The 19,604-nt window shown below is 75.9% G+C and carries 6 protein-coding genes; 3 read left to right on the forward strand and 3 right to left on the reverse strand.

What is annotated here, in order from left to right:
- Window positions 1–156: 156 nt before the first annotated feature.
- The gene (locus ABD363_RS28535; protein WP_344608680.1) at window positions 157–2,991 is read right to left on the reverse strand and encodes an ATP-binding protein; all 2,835 of its coding nucleotides are present in this window, start codon (window positions 2,989–2,991) and stop codon (window positions 157–159) included.
- A 453-nt stretch (window positions 2,992–3,444) separates the two neighbouring features.
- Here ABD363_RS28535 and ABD363_RS28540 point away from each other — a divergent pair, with 453 nt between their 5' ends.
- The 3 genes from ABD363_RS28540 (at window position 3,445) to ABD363_RS28550 (ending at window position 6,865) form a co-directional block, all read left to right on the forward strand.
- Complete coding sequence (locus tag ABD363_RS28540; RefSeq protein ID WP_344608682.1) at window positions 3,445–4,674, forward strand: cytochrome P450; 1,230 nt, start codon at window positions 3,445–3,447, stop codon at window positions 4,672–4,674.
- Between the two features lie 120 nt (window positions 4,675–4,794).
- The gene (locus ABD363_RS28545) at window positions 4,795–5,988 is read left to right on the forward strand and encodes a cytochrome P450 (protein WP_344608684.1); all 1,194 of its coding nucleotides are present in this window, start codon (window positions 4,795–4,797) and stop codon (window positions 5,986–5,988) included.
- A gap of 40 nt (window positions 5,989–6,028) precedes the next feature.
- Window positions 6,029–6,865, forward strand: a complete 837-nt coding sequence (locus ABD363_RS28550) for a phytanoyl-CoA dioxygenase family protein (RefSeq protein ID WP_344608686.1) — start codon at window positions 6,029–6,031, stop codon at window positions 6,863–6,865.
- Between the two features lie 63 nt (window positions 6,866–6,928).
- Here the strand turns inward: ABD363_RS28550 and ABD363_RS28555 are convergent, their stop codons facing one another.
- Window positions 6,929–15,430, reverse strand: a complete 8,502-nt coding sequence (locus tag ABD363_RS28555; protein WP_344608688.1) for a type I polyketide synthase — start codon at window positions 15,428–15,430, stop codon at window positions 6,929–6,931.
- A gap of 11 nt (window positions 15,431–15,441) precedes the next feature.
- Window positions 15,442–19,604: SDR family NAD(P)-dependent oxidoreductase (locus tag ABD363_RS28560; protein ID WP_344608690.1), on the reverse strand; the 4,163-nt coding region annotated here is incomplete at its 5' end.

Consider the following 19,604-nt stretch of genomic DNA (forward strand, 5'->3'; position numbering starts at 1 on the left):
TTCCCGCACAGATCCGCGTGGGAACCCTGAGCTTTTTTTGAGGTTACCGGTGATGCAACACCGTCGATTCGACCGGCATTCAGCCGGGCGTGTCCCGGTGCCCCGTGTTTTGAAAAGGCGTCATACGGCGGCCGGCTGTGCCGGTCGGCGCGTCGGTCACTCGCCGGAATCGCGGCCGCGGGCGAGGGCGGCCGCCAGCTCTTGACGGCCGCGGATGCCGAGTTTGCGGTAGACACTGGTGAGGTGGAACTCGACGGTTCGCTGCGTGAGGAACAACGCTTCGGCGATTTCCCGGTTGGTGGCTCCGGCCGCCGCACGTTCGGCGACTTGCCGTTCGCTTCCGCTAAGGGCGTCGGCCGGTGACTCGGTGCCGCGGCGCAGCCGGCCGCCGGCGGCGGTGAGGACGGGCACCGCCTGGTCGACGAGGAGCCGGTTTCCGCACAGGACGGCCACGTCGATGGCGCGGCGCAGCCGCTCCCGGGCCGCCGGGGCGTCGCCGCGGTCGAGCAGCCGCCGGCCGAGCAGGTACTCGGCGCGGGCGTGTTCCAGTCGTCCGGGGGTGCCGTCGAGCAGCCGGGCGGCCTCGGCCAGCAGGTCGATGCCGGCGTCGCCGGGGGTGAGGGCGCCGCGGGCGACGGCGAGCATGCCGTGCGCCCGGGCGGTGTCCCAGCGCCGCACCGACGGTGCGATCCGCTCGACGATGTCCCGGCCCTCGGCGGGGCGCCCCAGTTCGGCCAGGAGCTGAGCGGCGTCGTACCACCAGGGGGCGAGGACGGGGCTGTCGATGCCCGTCTCGGCGAGGCTGTCGCCGCAGCGCAGCAGGTGGCCGAGGGCGCCTTCGGGGTCGCCGAGCGCCGCCCGGGTGCGGGCCCGGGCCATCAGGTACGTGTGGTACTCCAGCGTGAAGTGGTCCAGCCGGGGCCGGGTGACCAGGTCGAGGATCTCCTCCGCGCGCCGCGCCTCGCCGCGGTGCACGGAGGCCGTCGCGAGCACGCACTGCGGGCCCACCGCGGTCGGCACGTCCAGGTCACGGTGGACGAGGTCGAAGGCGAACTGCGCGTCGGCGACGGCCCGGTTGATGTCGCCGGCCCACAGGCGCACCTCGGCGCGGGTGCTGGAGGCGAGGGCGCAGGTCCAGGCCTCGCCGCGTCGTTGGGCGTGCCCGAGCAGGGCGGTCAGCGCGGCCTCGACCGGTTCGATCTCGTCGGCGAGCCACAGGGTGAGGCCGGCGCCGAGCGCGCCCCAGCCGCCGAGGGAGACGTCGCCGACGCGCAGCACGTGCTCGGCGGCCGGGACCAGTTCGGCGGCGGGCCGGCCCTGCAGCGTGCCGAGGGCGCAGAGCATGCCCAGCAGCAGGCGTTCCTCGGCGGTCTCGCCGGGGGGCGGGCGGTGGCCGCGGAAGTGCTCGCCGACCCGCCGTACGGTCGTCTTCTCGTCGAGTCCGGCGACCAGGAACATGGCTTCCACACGGGTGCGGAGCGCCCGGTCGGCCGGGGACTCGCCGAGCCGGGCGCGGGCCAGTTCGAGGGCTTCGCCGACGAGGTCGAAGGCGCGCAGCGAGTTCTGCACCCCGAGCGAGGTGACGGCGTACTGGAGGACCAGCCGGCACCGGGTGCCGGCGTCGGCCGTCAGCGACAGCGCGTGTTCCAGGTGGCTCAGGGCGGTGTGGTGGTCGTTGTGGGCGAGGACCCGGGCCAGGGCGGACAGCAGGGCGACGTCGTCCGGGTCGTGGCGCAGGGCGCGGGTGAGGTACTGGCCGGCGGTGGCGGGCGCGCCGCGCTGTTCGGCGCCGAGCGCGGCGGAGCGCAGCACGGTCACCATCCAGGGAGCCGGCTCGCCCGGCAGCAGCATGAGCTGGCCGGCGACCTCCTCCGTGGGGTGTCCGGAGTCGTTGAGCAGCCGGGCGGCGCGCTCGCGCAGCGCCACCTGCTCGGCGCTCGGCGTGGCCTCCAGTACGGCCTGGCGGACGAGGTCGTGCTTGTACTCCAGGGAGTCGGCCCGCAGCAGTCCGGCCGCGCGCAGGGCCTGTGCGGCGCCGTCCGCGGGGCCGGGCCGGGTGCCGGCGAGCGCGGCGACCGTCTCGATGTCGCCGGCCTCCAGCACGGCGATCGCCCTGGCCACGGCGAGCTGTTCGGGGGTGAGCCGGTCGATCTGGAAGCGGGCCACCGCGCTGCGGCCGAGTCCCTCGGACAGCGCCGCGCGGCCGGGACCGGCCGCCGGGGCGCGCTCCTTGAGGTGCTCGGCCACGAGCTGCACCAGGAACGGTGTGCCGCCGGTGACCTCCGCGCACTCGGCGACGACTTCGGGCGCGGGCGCCGCGCCGAGGGTGGCCCGCAGCAGGTCGCCGACGGCCTCCTCGGTGAGCGGCTGCACGTCCACGGTGAGGCAGGCGGCGTTGTCGGCGATCTCGTCGAGCACCTCGGGCCGCACGGCCCCCGTTCCGCCGCGCAGCGTCAGGAAGAGCGCCACGGGCAGGTCCTCGGCGCGCCGCAGCAGGAACCCGAGCCAGCGCAGCGACGCCTCGTCGCACCACTGCGCGTCGTCGACGGCGAGCACGAGGGGGCCCTGGGCGGCGAGCGCGGCGGTGAGCCAGTACAGGCCGTGCATCACGGCGTACGTGTCGGCCGGGACGGCGCCGGGTGCCCCGTCCGGGGTGAGGGCGGGCAGGGCCAGGCGGGCGCTGCCGCGCAGCAGCGGGTGGTCCTGCGGGGCGGCGTCGGCCAGTCCGAGCGGTTCGAACAGGGCTCGTACCGTCTCGTAGGCGCCGGTGGTGTTCTCCGCGCACCTGGCGGTCAGCACGCGGGTGCCGTCGGCCAGTTCGGCGAGCGCGGCGCGCATCAGACGGGTCTTGCCGATGCCCGACGGGCCGCGGAGCAGGACGGCCCGGCCCGCGGCGGCCTCGTGGACGTGCTCGCGGACGAGCAGGAGTTCCAGTTCCCTCCCGACCAGTCGGGGTTCGTCTGCCGCCTGCGCACCGCTGTGTGAGGCCACCGTGACTCCTGTACTGACCCACCGGGAACGAGAGTTGGCCGTGTCCGGGGGTGTTGCCGGGGGGCTGGAAACTGCTTGCCCGATCATAAGCACGTCGTGGCGCGTTCTCGGAGCCTCCACAGGCCGGGACGGCGGCGTCCGGACCGTCCACGGCGACGGTCCGGACGGATCCGGAACATTCACGTGCGTGAACCTGTGATGGTCCTGCTCGGACGGCGAAAGGTCACTGACACACCGCCGGCCGCACCGCGACCGGAGCGCACGATCCGAAAGGGATTCACTTTTCCCTTTCCGGCGGAGCGAAGACCGGATCCTCTAGGGGTTTCCCTAGTTCTTCCGGGGTAGGGGCCGACGGGCCCGGGCGGGCCGCAGCATTCTGGAGCATTCCGAGCGCCGTGCCCGAGAGGAAACCGCCGCACTCGGAGACCCCCCACTCCTCCCCCGCAGGAATCCATGCCGACCATGCAAGAGACGAACCAGCGGGCCGACGCGGCGGCGCCGTTCCCGGAATCCGGCGCTCTGCCCGCGCTCACCACCGACTCGCGCCCGGTGTTCGCTCCCACCCCGCTGCACGCCCTGCGGGAGAAGGCGGCCGTCTGTCCGGTCCGCACCCCCGCGGGCGACGCGGCGTGGCTGGTCACCCGGCACGCCGAGGCCCGGGAGCTGCTGCGCGACGAGCGGCTGGGCCGCTTCCACGCCAGTCCGCGCACGGCGCCCAGATACGTCGACAGCCCTCTGCTGGAACTGCTGATCACCGACGACGCCGACACGGCACGGGAGCTGCACCGCCAGGTCAGGGCGCTGCTGGGCCCGCAGTTCGCGGCCCGCAGGATGCAGGGCCTCAAGCCGCGGGTCACCGCCGTGGCGCGGGCACTGGCCGCGGACCTCTCCGCCCGCGAGCAGCCCGCGGACCTGCTCGCGCACTTCGCGGTCCCGTACGCCCTGGGCATCCTGCACGACCTGATCGGGGTGCCCGAGGCGGAGCGGGGCCGCTGCGCGGCGCTGCTCGCCGCTCTCGGCCGGGTCGGCACCGCTGGGACGGCCCCGGCCGGTCCCGACGCCCTGTTCGCGCTCTTCCGCGACCTGGCCGCCGCCAAGCGGGACGCCCCGGGCGACGACGTCCTGTCCCGGCTCGTCGCCGCGCGGATCCCCGACGAGCAGACCGCGGCGCTCGCCTCGACGCTGCTGTTCGCGGGGCTGGAGAGCGTGGCGAGCTACATCGGCCTGGGTGTGGTGCTGCTCGCCCGCCACGACGAGCAGCGCGAGGCCGCGCTCGGCGCCCCGGACGCGATGGCCGTTCTGGTGGAGGAGGTGCTGCGGGCCGGCAAGCAGTCCGGGTCCGTGCTGCCCCGTTACGCCGGTGAGGACATCGACGTCGCGGGCGTCACCATCCGCGCCGGCGATCTCGTCCTGCTCGACTTCGCCCTCGCCAACCACGACGAGCGGGTGTTCGACCGCCCGGAGACCTTCGACGGAACCCGGTCGCCGAATCCGCATCTGTCCTTCGGCCACGGCGTCTGGCACTGCATCGGCGCCTCCCTCGCCCGGATGGAGCTGGCCGAGGCCTTCACCGCGCTCTTCGACCGGATGCCCGCGCTGCGGCCGGCGGTGCCCGACGAGCAGCTCGTCACCGAGGCCGGCCGGCTCGTCGGCGGTCCGGCTCGCCTCCCGGTGCTGTGGTAGGGGCGCGGAACGGGCCGAAGACTAGGGATTTGCCCGACGGCGCCGCCCCATCCTTCGTTCCACCGGGTCGCCGGCGGCCCGGACGTCCCGGTGGCACCTCCCGGTGAGAGGGGATGGCAAGTGACAGCCGCTCAGAGGCAGGACGACGCGGCCGCGCGACGGGTCGACTTCCCGTTCCGCCGCCCCGGCGAGTCCTTCCCGCCGCCCGGTTACGCCGAGTACCGCAAGCGTGAGGGCCTGGTGTGGTCGATGATGCCGGGCGGCCAGCGGGTCTGGCTGCTGACCCGGTACGAGGACGTACGGGCGGCGCTGACCCACCCGCACCTCAGCTCCGACTCCCGGCACGACGGCTTCCCCACCCCGGGCCGCACCGGCGGGGCGCCGTCGCAGACGCAGATCCCCGGCTGGTTCGCGACGCTGGATCCGCCCGAGCACGACCGCTACCGCAAGGTGCTGCTGCACGACTTCACCGCGCGGCGGATGAAGGAGCTGCGGCCCCGGATCCGGCAGGTCGTCGAGGACTGCGTGGAGTCGCTGATCGCCAAGGGCTCGCCCGCCGACCTGGTCGCCGACTTCGCCGTTCCCGTGCCGTCGCTGGTGATCTGCGAGCTGCTGGGCGTGCCCCGCGCCGACCGGGGCTTCTTCGAGTCCCGGATCTCCGTGCTCGTCACGCTCAGCGCCACCGACGACCAGCGCGACCGGGCGACCACGGAGCTGCTGCGCTATCTCAGCCGGATGATCACCATCAAGCAGCGGCGCCCCGGGGACGATCTGATCAGCGTGATGATCGGGTCCGGGGCGCTGACCCCGATGGAGATCGGCGGTGCCGCGCTGCTGCTGCTCATCGCCGGGCAGGAGACCACGGCCAACAACATCGCCCTGGGCGCGGTCACCCTCATGTCGCACCGGGAGTGGCTCGGTGACGACGGGATCGTGGAGGAGCTGCTGCGGTTCTACTCCGTGGCCGATCTGGTGCCGCTGCGGGTGGCCGTGGCGGACCTGGAGATCGGCGGTCAGCTCATCCGGGCCGGCGAGGGCGTGGCTCCCCTGGTCGCCGCCGCCAACTACGACGACACCCGGTTCGCCTGCCCGCACGCCTTCGACCCGCACCGCCCGGCCGGCGGCCACATGGCGTTCGGCCACGGCCGGCACAAGTGCCTCGGCCAGCATCTGGTGCGCGTCGAGATGGAACTCGCGTACCGCGTCCTGTTCGACCGGCTGCCCACGCTCGAACTCGCCTGCCCGGCCGAGGAGCTGCCGTACAAGGACGACGGCGTGCTGTACGGGCTCGCCGCCCTGCCGGTCCGCTGGTGACCGTATCGCCGACCGAAACCGACCGAAACCAGGAATCCTCATGCCCGCTCAGCTCACCCGGCTGCCCGCCACCGCCTCGGTGGCCGATGTCACCGCCGTCCTGGAACGCGACGGCGGTGTGATCGTCGAGGACCTCGTCGACGGGACGACCCTGAAAGGACTGTGGCACGACCTCGGGCCCGCGCTGGACGCGGCCGGATACGGGGACAGCGCCTTCACCGGCCACCGGACCAAGCGGATCAGCTCCCTGTTCGCCCGCTCCCGGCACATGGCGCGGATCGCCTTGGACCCGCTGTACCTGGGTGCCGCGCGGGAGCTGATCGAGCGTCCCGCCGACGACTGGTTCGGCCGGGAGCTGGCCGGGCTCGCCCCCAACGTCCAGGTGAGCATCACCCAGGCGATCCAGATCTGGCCCGGGGAGACACCGCAGGTGCCGCACCGCGACGACGTCGCCCATCTGCTGCCGTGTCCCGGCCCCACCAACCGGGTGCAGGTCATGGTGGCGATGAGCGAGTTCACCGAGGAGAACGGCGCCACGATGGTCTACCCCGGCAGTCACACCTGGGAGCGGGACCGGGTGCCGCGCCCCGAGGAGGCGGTGCCCGCGGAGATGGACCCCGGGTCGTGCCTGATCTGGGTGGGCGGTCTCTTCCACGGCGGCGGGGCGAACCTCGCGGACGAGCCGCGCACCGGTCTGACGCTGGCGCTGGTCCGCGGCAATCTGCGCCAGGAGGAGAACCAGTACCTCGCCGTGCCGCGGGAGATCGTCCGCGAGTATCCGGAGGAACTCCAGCGGCTGCTGGGCTACGGGCTGTGCCCGCCGTTCCTCGGCTGGTACGAGCAGCGGGATCCGAACGTGCTGCTGCACGGGGACTGATCCGCCCCGTTCCGGGGGCACCGGGGGCCGCCACGTGGGGACACGGGGCGGCCTCCGGCGTGTTCACCGCTCCAGCAGCCAGTCGTGGACGCGGCGCGCGGTGCTCTCCGCGTCGCGCTCCAGCAGGGTGACGTGGTCGCCGGGCGTCCGCACCGCCTCGTGGGGCAGCGGCCAGGAGGGCCGGCCGGCCCCGAGGAGCAGGTCGGGGTCGTGGTCGGCGGCGGCCACGAACAGCGTCCGCTCCGCCGCGGCGTGCGGGGCCGGCCGCCAGCCGGTGAACAGGCGGCCGTAGTGGGCGGTCGCCGTGAGCTGGCCGGCGTCGACGGGCACCTCGGGGAAGTCCCGCATCAGCCGGCACGAGGTCGCCACCATGGCGAGGGCGAGGTCGCGCTCGGGCGGCGCGGGGACGTCCAGCAGCACCAGGGCCCGCGGCGGTGCGCCGGCGGCCGCCAGGCCGGCGGCGAGGAGGTGGGCGAGCCAGCCGCCGGAGGAGTAGCCGACCAGGGTGAGCGGCTTGTCGCCGAAGGTGTCGAGGACGGCCCTCGTCTGCCGGGCCGCGGCGGCCTCGGGGCTGTCGGGCAGCGCCTCGCCGGGACCGTAGCCGGGCGCGGGCAGCACCCAGACGTCCCGTGTCCCGCGCAGGGCGGCGGCGAACCGGGCGAACTGGTAGGGGGTGGCCGGGGCGACCAGCGACGGCAGGCACAGCAGCGTCTCGCCCCGGGTTCCGGAGGCGAGCCGGACGGGTTCGGGCGCTCCGGGCCGGCCGCCGGGGCCGGTGTCCCCGGTGACGTCCGGGAGGCCGAATCCGGGCCGCGTCGCGGCGGCCAGTTCCAGCAGGTCCAGTCCCCGCTCGTACTGCTGCCGCGCGAAGGCGTACCGGACCAGCCCGGTCAGGGAGTCCGCCGTCCCGTCCGCCGTCTGCGGGCCGTCGGCGAGTTCCGCGGCGACGTGCGCGGCGAGCGCGCGGGGCGTGGGGTGCTCGTACAGCGTGTCGGTGGCCAGCCGCACCCCGCAGGCCCGGTTCACCCGGTCGCGGAGGTCGGTGAGGGAGAGGGAGGTGAAGCCGAGTTCGAGGAAGCGCTGTCCGGGCCGGATCTCACCGGGGCCGGGATGCCCGAGCACGTGGGCCGCCTGCGCGGCGATCAGGTCGAGGACGGCGGTTTCCCGCTCGGCCGGCGGGAGGGCCCGCAGCCGGGCCGCCCCGGGGCCCGGGGCGGGGGCGTTGTGCGGCAGGGCGCTGCGCGGCGGGCCCGCGAAGGGCTGCGGAGCGTCCGTGGCCGCCTGGTCGGGCAGCCAGTACCGGCGGCGCTGGAAGGCGTACGTGGGCAGGTCCACGCGGTGCGCGCCGGTCCCGTCGAACAGCGCGCCCCAGTCGACGTCCGTGCCGTGGACGAACAGTTCGGCGACGGCGGTCAGGAGGCTCTCCGGCTCGCTCCGGTCCCGGCGCAGCACGCTCACGGCGACGGCGGCGTCGGCGGGTGCGAGGGCGGTCAGGACGGGGTCGGGGCCGATCTCCAGCAGCCGGGTGGCCGCGTGGGCCGCGGTGGCGGTCGCCAGCGCGTCGTGGAACCGCACCGGCCGCAGGATCTGCTCGCACCAGTACTCCGCGCGCCCCCACTCCTGCCCCACCGCCTCGCCGGTCACCGAACTCACCGCCGGAAGCACCGGCGCGCGGTAGCCGACACCCGCCGCCACCCTCGCGAACTCCTCCACCACCGGCTCCATCAGCGGCGAGTGGAAGGCATGGCTCACCCGCAGCCGGGTGGCCCTGCGGCCCTCCGCGCGAGCGGCGGCCATGACCTGCTCGACGGCGGACTCGGCCCCGGAGACGACGGTCGCGCGGGGCCCGTTGACCGCCGCGACGACCACGGCGCCGTGGCCGTCGGCCGCCCGCAGGAGACCGGTGACCTCGGCCTCGCCCGCCTCGACCGCGGCCATCGCCCCGCCCTCGGGCAGCGCCTGCATGAGGCGCGCCCGGGCCGCCACCAGGCGGGCGGCGTCGGGCAGGTCGAAGACGCCGGCCGCGTAGGCGGCGGCGAACTCGCCCACCGAATGCCCCAGCACCACCTCCGGGGCCGTGCCCCACGACCGCAACAGCTCCACCAGCGCCACCTGCACCGCGAACAGGGCCGCCTGCGCGTGGCCCGTACGGTGCAGCAGTCCCGCCTCGGCCGAGTCCCGCGGGGCGAACACCACGTCCCGTACGCCGGCGTCGAACCCGGCCGCTCCTTCGAACTCCCCGTCCAGGTGGGCGCACACGTCGTCGAACGCCTTCGCGAAGCGCGGGAACCGGTCGTACAGCTCCCGTCCCATACCGGGCCGCTGACTGCCCTGACCGGTGAACATCCAGGCCGTGCCGCCCTCGGTGACGGCCCCGGTGACGACGTTCGGGTTTCCGGGCTCAGCGAGGGAGGCGGCCATGGCCGGGGTCTCGGAGCCGAGGACGACGGCCCGGTGCGCGAGGGTGGCCCGGGTGGTGGCCAGAGAGTAGCCGATGTCGAGCGCCGGCCGGTCGTCGCCGAGGAGAGCGCGGAGGCGTACCGCCTGCTCCGCCAGCGCCTCGGCCCGGTGGGCCGACAGCACCCAGGGGACGACGGGCAGTCGCGTATCGGGCGGGGACGGGGCGGGTTCCTCGGCGGGTGCCTCTTCGAGGATGACGTGGGCGTTGGTGCCGCTGATGCCGAACGCGGACACCCCCGCCCGGCGCGGCCGCTGCCCGCGCGGCCACTCCCGCGCCTCGGTCAGCAGCTCCACCGCGCCCGCCGACCAGTCCACGTGCGAGGTGGGCCGGTCCACGTGCAGGGTGCGCGGCAGTTGTTCGTGGCGCAGCGCCAGCACCATCTTCATCACACCCGCCACACCGGCCGCCGCCTGGGTGTGCCCGATGTTGGACTTCACCGACCCCAGCCACAACGGCTCGCTCCCGGTGCGCGCCTGCCCGTAGGTGGCCAGCAGCGCCTGCGCCTCGATCGGATCCCCCAGAGCGGTCCCCGTCCCGTGCGCCTCCACCGCGTCCACCTCCGCCGGCGACAGGCCCGCACCGGCCAGCGCCTGCCGGATCACCCGCTGCTGCGAGGGCCCGTTCGGCGCGGTCAGCCCGTTGGACGCCCCGTCCTGGTTGACCGCGCTGCCCTTGACCACCGCCAGCACCCGGTGCCCGTTGCGGCGTGCGTCCGACAGCCGCTCCAGGACGAGCACACCCACGCCCTCCGACCAGCCCGTGCCGTCCGCGCCCTCGGCGAACGCCTTGCACCGCCCGTCCGCGGCCAGCGCCCGCTGCCGGGAGAACTCCACGAAGATCCCCGGCGTGGCCATCACCGTCACCCCGCCCGCGAGCGCCAGCCGGCACTCACCGCCGCGCAGCGCCTGCACCGCCAGATGCAACGCCACCAGCGCCGACGAACACGCCGTGTCCACCGTCAGCGCCGGCCCCTCCAGACCCAGCGCATAACTCACCCGCCCCGACAGCACACTCGCCGCCGAACCGGTGGCCACATAGCCCTCGATGTCCTCGGCGGGGGCGTGGGCCGTCTCGCGGTAGTCCTGGCCGTTGGTGCCCGCGAACACACCGGTGGCGGTGCCGCGCAGGGAGTGCGGGTCGATGCCGGCCCGCTCCAGCGCCTCCCAGGAGGTCTCCAGCAGCAGCCGCTGCTGCGGGTCCATCGCCAGCGCCTCACGCGGCGAGATCCCGAACAGCTCCGCGTCGAAACCGGCCACGTCCCGCAGGAAACCACCGACACCGACATAGGAGGTGCCCGGCCGGCCCGGATCGGCATCGACCAGCCGCTCCACGTCCCAGCCACGGTCCTCCGGGAACGGCGACAGACCGTCCCGTCCCCCCGCCAGCAGCTCCCACAACCCCTCGGGCGAGTCCACCCCGCCCGGGAACCGGCACCCCATCCCCACGATCACCACCGGATCCTCGCCGGCGGCGGTTCCGGCGCGCGGGCCGGATGCGGAGTGGGCGGGGCCGGAGGTCTGTTCGCCGGGGAGCCGCGTGCGCAGGTGGGCGGCGAGGGCCGCGGGGGTGGGGTGGTCGAAGACGAGGGTGGCCGGCAGGCGCAGGCCGGTGGCGGAGGTGAGCCGGTTGCGCAGTTCGACGGCGGTGAGCGAGTCGAAGCCGAGGTCGGTGAAGGCGCGTTCGGCGTCGATCGCGGCGCCGGAGGCGTGGCCGAGGACGGCGGCCACCGCGGACCGTACGTGGGCCAGGACGATCCGGTCGCGTTCGGCGGGCGGGCGGCCGTGCAGCGCCGCGGCGAGTTCGCCGCCCGTGGTGGCGGGCCGTTCCGGGGCGGCGCCGGGGCTCTGCGCCGCCCCGGTCAGCTCGCGCAGGAGCGAGCCGCGCCGGGCGTACGCGGTAGCGGCCGCGAAGCGGGTCCAGTCGACGTCGAGCACGGTGGCGCAGACCCGGCCGTCGTCCAGGACCTGCCCGAGCGCGTCGACGGCGGTGTCCGGTTCCAGAGCGCGGACGCCCACGCGGGCCAGGTGTGCGGTGACCGCGGGGTCGGCGGCCATGCCCGCGCCGTCCCAGGGGCCCCAGGCGACGGAGGTCGCCGGCAGGCCGAGTCCGCGCCGGTGCTGGGCGAGCGCGTCGAGCCGCGCGTTGGCCGCCGCGTACGCGGCCTGCCCCGCGTTGCCCGTGACGCCGGCGGTGGAGGAGAACAGCACGAACGCGTCCAGTTCCTGGTGGCGCGTCAGCTCGTGCAGATGCTGGGCCGCGTCGGCCTTGACGGCGAGGACGCGGGCCAGCCGCTCGGGGGTGAGGTCGGCGGCGAGCCCGTCGTCCAGGACACCGGCGGCGTGGACGACGACGGTGGGCGGGTGGGCGGCGAGCAGGTCGCCCAGTGCCGTCCGGTCGGTGACGTCGCACGCGGCGAGGGTGACCTCGGCGCCGAGTCCGGTCAGTTCCGCGTGCAGTTCGCGGGCGCCGGGGGCGTCGGCGCCGCGGCGGGAGACCAGGACCAGGTGCTCGGTGCCGTGCCGTACCAGCCAGCGGGCCACGTGACCGCCCAGCGCGCCGGTGCCTCCGGTGACGAGGGCGGTGCCGTGGAGGCGCCGGTCCCGTGTTCCCCGCCCGGCGTCGGTGTCGCGGACCAGGCGGGCGGCGAGGACGCCCGTGGCGCGTACGGCGAGCTGGTCCTCGTCCCCGGGCACGGCCAGCACGGACACCAGCCGCTCCAGCACGGCGGTGTCCGGGTGGTGGGGCAGGTCGACCAGTCCGCCCCAGCGGTCCGGCTGTTCCAGCGCGAGGGTGCGGCCCAGGCCCCATACGGCGGCCTCGGCGGGGCGGGCGGGCGCGTCGCCCGCGCCCACGGACTGCGCGGACCGGGTCGCGCACCACAGGCGGGCGGCCGGGGCGGCCTCGGCGAGCCCCTGCCACAGGGCCAGGACCGCGGTGGGCGACGGCAGCAGGGCCAGGACGTGCTCCGGTTCGGCGCCGGCCGCGCGGATGCGGTGCGCGAGGCCGACGCGGGTGTCGGATTCGGTGACCGGAATCAGGTCCACGTCCGCGCCGGCCCGGCGCAGGGCCGCGGCCGCCTGTTCGCCGTACGCGTCCGCGGCGGCCACCAGCCAGCGGCCCGCCGGCCGTTCCCCGTCGCCGCCGGGGGACACGGGCCGCCAGCGCACCCGGTAGCGGCGGCCCGCCTGCGCGAGCTGTTCCCGGCCCTGCCGCCGCCAGGCGGACAGCGCGGGGACGACGGTCTCCAGCCCGTCTTCGGCCGTCACGCCGATGTGCTCGGCCAGGGAGGTGACCGCGCCGCGCTCGACCAGGTCCCAGAACCGTGTCTCGACCGCGTCGGCCCGCGCACCGGCCGCGCGGTCCTGCTCGGCGTGGTCGGGCAGCCAGTACCGTTCGCGCTGGAAGGCGTACGTGGGCAGGTCCACGCGGTGCGCGCCGGTCCCGTCGAACAGGCCGGCCCAGTCGGCCTCGGCGCCCTGGACGAACAGTTCGGCGACGGCCGTCAGGAGGGTCTGCGTCTCCGCGTGTCCCGTGCGCAGGGTCGCCACGGCGAAGTGGCCCGCTTCCCGGGCGAGGGCGGTCAGGACGGGGTCGGGGCCGATCTCCAGCAGCCGGGTGGCCGCGTGGGCCGCGGTGGCGGTCGCCAGCGCGTCGTGGAACCGCACCGGCCGCAGGATCTGCTCGCACCAGTACTCCGCGCGCCCCCACTCCTGCCCCACCGCCTCGCCGGTCACCGAACTCACCGCCGGAAGCACCGGCGCGCGATAGCCGACACCCGCCGCCACCCTCGCGAACTCCTCCACCACCGGCTCCATCAGCGGCGAGTGGAAGGCATGGCTCACCCGCAGCCGGGTGGCCCTGCGGCCCGCGGCCCGGGCCCGCTCCACCACCGCCGCCACCGCCGCCTCCGCCCCGGAGACCACCACCGCGGCCGGACCGTTCACCGCCGCGACCACCACGCCCTCCCCCAGCCAGGCGGCGACCTCGGCCTCACCGGCCTCGATCGCGGCCATCGCCCCGCCCTCGGGCAGCGCCTGCATGAGGCGCGCCCGGGCCGCCACCAGGCGGGCGGCGTCGGGAAGGTCGAAGACGCCGGCCGCGTAGGCGGCGGCGAACTCGCCCACCGAGTGGCCGAGCACCACCTCCGGCCGTGTCCCCCACGACCGCAACAGCTCCACCAGCGCCACCTGCACCGCGAACAGGGCGGGTTGTGCGTGGCCGGTGCGGTTCAGCAGGTCCGGCCGCTCGGCGAAGAGGGCGTCCCGCAGGGGGGTGTGCCGCGAGTCGGCGGCGCCGAGTTCGGTGTCCAGGAGATGACACACCTCGTCGAGGGCGCGGGCGAACACCGGGTACCGGGCGTGGAGTTCACGTCCCATGCCGGGGCGCTGGCTGCCCTGGCCGGTGAACATCCACGCCGTACGGCCCTTGCGCACCTGGCCCGTGACGACCGCGGGGTGGCTGTCGCCCGTGGCGAGCGCGGCCGTGCCCGCGCGGAGGGTGGCCGTGTCCGGGCCGAGGACGACGGCCCGGTGGGCTAGAAGGGCTCGGGTGGTGGCCAGGGAGAGCCCGATGTCGGCCGGCGACGCCGGGTGCTCGCCGAGACGCGCGGCGAGCCGGGCGGCCTGGGCGCGGAGGGCGCCCGGGTCCCGTCCCGACACGATCCAGGGGGTGAGCGGGAGCGGAGTGGTTTCGCCCGCCCGGTTCTCGTCGTGTGCGGCGGGTGCCTCCTCGAGGACGAGGTGGGCGTTGGTGCCGCTGATCCCGAACGCGGACACCCCGGCCCGGCGGGGCCGCTGCCCGCGCGGCCACTCCCGCGCCTCGGTCAGCAGCTGCACCGCGCCGGCCTCCCAGTCCACGTGCGAGGACGGCCGGTCCACATGCAGCGTGCGCGGCAGTTGTTCGTGGCGCAGCGCCAGCACCATCTTCATCACACCTGCCACACCGGCCGCCGCCTGCGTGTGCCCGATGTTGGACTTCACCGACCCCAGCCACAACGGCTCGTCCTCGGTGCGCGCCTGCCCGTAGGTGGCCAGCAGCGCCTGCGCCTCGATCGGATCCCCCAGAGCGGTCCCGGTGCCGTGCGCCTCCACCGCATCCACCTCCGACGGCTTCAGCCCGGCCGCCGCCAGTGCCTGCCGGATCACCCGCTGCTGGGAAGGACCGTTCGGCGCGGTCAGCCCGTTGGACGCCCCGTCCTGGTTGACCGCACTGCCGCGGATGACCGCCAGCACCCGGTGCCCGTTGCGGCGTGCGTCCGACAGCCGCTCCAGGACGAGGACGCCCACGCCCTCCGACCACACGGTGCCGTCCGCGCCGTCGGCGAACGCCTTGCACCGCCCGTCGGCGGCCAGTCCCCGCTGCTGGGAGAACTCCACGAACGCCGCCGGGGTGGACATCACCGTCACCCCGCCCGCGAGCGCCAGCCGGCATTCGCCGCCGCGCAGCGCCTGCACCGCCAGGTGCATCCCCACCAGCGCCGACGAACACGCCGTGTCCACCGTCACCGCGGGGCCTTCCAGGCCCAGCACGTAGGCGACGCGCCCGGACAGCACACTGGCCGCGGAGCCGGTCCCGACGAACCCCTCCACCCCCGCGAAGCGGCCCGCCGAGGCCAGCACGTAGTCCTGGCCGTTGGTGCCCGCGAACACGCCGGTGGCGGTGCCGCGCAGGGAGTGCGGGTCGATGCCGGCCCGCTCCAGCGCCTCCCAGGAGGTCTCCAGCAGCAGCCGCTGCTGCGGGTCCATCGCCAGCGCCTCACGCGGCGAGATCCCGAACAGCTCCGCGTCGAAACCGGCCACGTCCCGCAGGAAACCACCGGTGTTCACGTACGAGGTGCCCGAACGGCCCGGGTCGGGGTCGTACAGCCGCTCCACGTCCCAGCCACGGTCCTCCGGGAACGGCGACAGACCGTCCCGCCCCCGCGCCAGCAGCTCCCACAGCTCCTCGGGCGAGTCCACCCCGCCCGGGAACCGGCAGCCCATGCCGACGATCGCGACGGGTTCGCGGGAGGCCGCGACGAGTTGCCGGTTGCGCCGCTTCAGCGTCTCGGTCTCCTCCAGGGACTTGCGCAGGGCCTGGACGACCTTCTCGTACGGTGCGCTCATCGGTGCCTCTGTCACTCTCGTTCGTCGTCGGAGCCGTCGTTCACGTCGTCCGTCGCGCCGTACCCGTCGTCCGTCGTGTCGTGCGTGTCGTCGCCGAGTGCCAGGTGGACCAGTTCGTCGACGGCGAGATCGGCGATCGCGGTGGTGCCGTCGCCGCTGTCCGCCCCGTCCCAGCCGGGCGCGTCCCCGCCCGCTCCGGTTCCGGTCTCCGCCTCGTCGAGCAGGGCGCGCAGGCCGGGCAGGAGGCCGGCGTCGCGGAGGCGGGTGAGCGGTACGGAGGCGAGCAGGCGGCGCAGCCGCTGTTCGTCCAGGTCCGCCGGATCGTCCTGGGGCGTGTCGGCCGGGAACAGCTCGGCGTGCAGATGGCGGGCGAGGGCGGCCGGGGTGGGATGGTCGAAGACGAGGGTGGTCGGCAGGCGCAGACCGGTCCCGGTCATCAGCTGGTTGCGCAGGTCGACGGCGGTCAGGGAGTCGAATCCGAAGTCCTTGAACGCCCGGTCCGGGTCGACCGCGGCGGGCGAGTCGTGTCCCAGCACCCCGGCGACGCGGGTCAGGACGAAGTCGCCGAGGGCGCGCTCCCGTTCGGCCGGCGGCAGGGCCCGCAGCCGGCCCATCAGCTCGTCGGCCTCGGCGCCGGCCGCGCCGGTGCCGGACCGGGCCGCCGCGGCGGCCTCGGGGAGGTCGGCGAGCAGCGCGCTGGGCCGGGCGAGGGCGAACGCGGGGGCGAAGCGGTCCCAGGAGACGTCCACGACGGTGGCGCAGGGCCGGCCGTCGGCGAGCACCTGGTCGAGGGCCACAAGCGCGCGGTCGGGCGGCAGCAGGCGCAGACCCGACCTGCGGATGCGTTCCTCGGCGGCGCGGTCCGCGGCCATCCCGTCGCCGGCCCAGGGGCCCCAGGCGACGGAGGTGGCGGCCAGGCCGCGGTCGCGGCGGTGCCGGGCCAGCGCGTCGAGGTGGGCGTTGGCCGCGGCGTAGGCGGCCTGGCCCGCGTTGCCGAGGACACCGGTGACGGAGGCGAACAGGACGAAGACGTCCAGCTCCTGGTGGGCGGTCAGTTCGTGCAGCAGGTCGGCCGCGGTCGCCTTGGCCGCGAGGGCCGACGCCAGCCGGTCGGGCGTCAGGTCCGCGGCGAGGCCGCTCGCCGGTACGCCGGCCGCGTGGACGACGCCGGTCAGCGGGACGTCCGCGGGGATGCCGGCGAGCAGGGCACGCACCGCGTCGCGGTCGGTGAGGTCGCAGGCGGCGAGGGTGACCCGGGCGCCGAGGGCGGTGAGCTCGTCGTGCAGCTCGGGGGCGCCGGGGGCCTGCGGGCCGCGCCGGGAGACGAGGACGAGGTGCTCGGCGCCCAGGGTCGCGAGCCGGCGGGCCACGTGCCGGCCGAGCGCGCCGGTGCCGCCCGTGATCAGTACGGTGCCGCGGGGCCGCCAGCCCGCGCCGGGCCGGGACGCGCCGGTCGTTCCGGCGCCGTCGTCCCGGACGAGCCGGGCCGCGAAGACCCCGCCCTGCCGCACGGCGAGCTGGTCCTCGCGCCAGGTCGCGGACCTGCTGTGGGCCAGGAGCGCGACGAGCCGGGTCAGGGCCTGCCGGCCGGGTTCGTCCGGCAGGTCGGCCAGTCCGCCCCAGACGCCGGGGTGTTCCAGCGCCAGGCTGCGGCCGAGGCCCCAGAGCTGGGCCTGCGCGGGGTGGTGCAGCGGGTCGCCGGTGCCGACCGAGACCGCCGATCGGGTCACGCACCACAGGGGAGCGCCGGTTCCGTCGGCGGCCTGCGCCCACGCCTGCGCCAGCAGGAGGGTGAGGCCGGTGGCGGCCGGCGGCAGACCGGCGGCCGAGGGCTCCTCGGCCCAGGCCAGCAGGGAGAGCGCGCCGTCGGCGGCGATCTCGCGCAGCCGGGCGGTGAGGCTGGTGCGGCTGTCGTCGGCGCCGACGGTCACCACGGTGACCTGTGCTCCGGCGTCCCGCAGGGCTCGTGCGCACTCCTCGACGATGCCGTCCTGCCCGGCCGTCACCCGCTCGGGGGCGACGACCAGCCAGGTGCCGGCGAGCCGGCCCGCGGCCGGTACGGCGACCGGCTTCCAGGTGACCGTGTAGCGCCAGCCGGTCAGCTCCGCGTCCTCGCGCTGCCGCCTGCGCCAGTCGGCCAGCACCGGCAGGACGCTGCCGAGCGGGGCCTGCGGGGAGACGCCGAGCCGGTCCGCGAGGGCGGCGGCGTCACCGTCCTCGACCAGGGTCCAGAACCCGGCCTCCGCACCCGTGCGGCCGCTGTCCGCCCCGGCCCGCCGCGGGCCCCTGCGGTCGCGCAGCCAGTACCGGCGGCGCTGGAAGGCGTACGTGGGCAGGTCGACGTGGTCCGGGGGCGCGGCCGTGGCCGGGTCCGCGGCGGCGGTCACCGCGGCCCAGTCGGTCCCCATGCCGCGCACGAACAGCTCCGCCACCGCCGTGAGCAGCGTCTCGGGTTCGGCCCGTCCGTCGCGCAGGGCGGCCGCCGCGGTGGTACGGCCGTCGCCCGCGGACCGGGCGAGCGCGGTCAGCACCGGGTCCGGGCCGAGCTCCAGCAGCCGGGTCGCGCCGTACTCGCCGGTGGCGCAGGTCAGCGCGTCGTGGAAGCGTACGGTGCGGCGCACCTGGTCCACCCAGTAGGCGGCCGAGGCCCACTCCTCGGCGACCGGCCCGCCGGTGGCCGAGCTGACCGCGGGCAGCGTGGGACGCCGGTAGGGGATGCTCTCCGCGACGGCGGCGAAGTCGGCCAGCATCGGGTCCATCAGCGGCGAGTGGAAGGCGTGGCTGACCCGCAGCCGGGTCGTCCGCCGGCCCTGCTCGCGGGCCGCGGCCATCGCCTCCTCGACCAGGGCGCGGTCGCCCGAGACGACCACGGAGGCGGGCCCGTTGACCACGGCCACCGTGACCTGTCCGGCGCCCGGCAGGCCCTTGAGGAGCTCGGTGACCTCGGCCTCGGTGCCCTCCACGGCGGCCATCGCGCCGCCTTCGGGCAGCGCCTGCATCAGCCTCGCCCGGGCGGCCACCAGGCGTACGGCGTCGGGCAGGTCGAAGACGCCCGCGGTGTACGCGGCCGCCAGCTCGCCCACCGAGTGACCGAGCACCAGGTCCGGCCGGACCCCCCAGGACCGCAGCAGCTCGACGAGGGCCACCTGCACGGCGAACAGGGCCGCCTGCGCGTACCCGGTGCTGTCCAGCGGGCCGCCGGCTCCGGCGTCGGCCTCGGCGCCGGGACCGGTCTCGGTCCCGGTTCCGGCCTCGGCTGCGGCGAACAGCACCTCGCGCAGGGGACGCGGGAAGCCGGCCGCCGGGCCGAGTTCGGCCTCCAGCAGCGCGCACACGGCGTCCAGCGCCTGCGCGAACACCGGATAGGCGGCGTACAGCTCCCGCCCCATGCCGGGCCGCTGGCTGCCCTGCCCGGTGAACATCCACGCCGTACGTCCCTCACCGGACACGCCCGACACGACCCGTCCGCGGCCGGTCGCCGCCGGTTCGGCACCGGTCAGCGCGTCCAGTCCGGCGCGCAGCTGGTCCGGGTCCGCGCCGAGCACCACGGCACGGTGGTCGAGCACGGCCCGGGTCGTCGCCAGGGCGTGCGCCACGGCGGCCGGGGACCGCTCGGGACCGGCGTCGAGGAATCCGGCGAGCCGTGCCGCCTGCGCCCGGGTGGCCTGCGCCGTACGGCCGGACACGACCCAGGGGACGAGCGGCGGGCGACGGTCGTGACCGGCGGGGCGGGACGGCACGGGGGCGAAGCCCTGCCCGGTGACGGACGGTGTCCCGGCCTGCCGGATCCCGGAAGACGGTGTCCCGGCCTGCCGGTCCCCGCGGGACGGCGCCTCGGCTCGCCCGGCCGGGGCGGCCGGTGCCGTGCTCCGCTCGGCCGGGACGGGCGGCGCCTCCTCCAGGATGACGTGGGCGTTGGTGCCGCTGATGCCGAACGAGGACACACCGGCCCGGCGCGGCCGGCCGGCGGCAGGCCAGTCCCGCGGCTCGGTCAGCAGCCGTACCGCTCCGGCCTCCCAGTCCACGTGACTCGACGGCCGGTCCACGTGCAGCGTCCGGGGCAGGTGCCGCTGCCGCAGCGCCATCACCATCTTGATGACGCTCGCCGCCGCGGCCCCGGCCTGCGCGTGTCCGATGTTGGACTTGACCGAGCCGAGCCACAGCGGCTCGTCGT

It is taken from the genome of Streptomyces glaucus (assembly GCF_039533365.1).
GTDB lineage: Bacteria > Actinomycetota > Actinomycetes > Streptomycetales > Streptomycetaceae > Streptomyces > Streptomyces glaucus.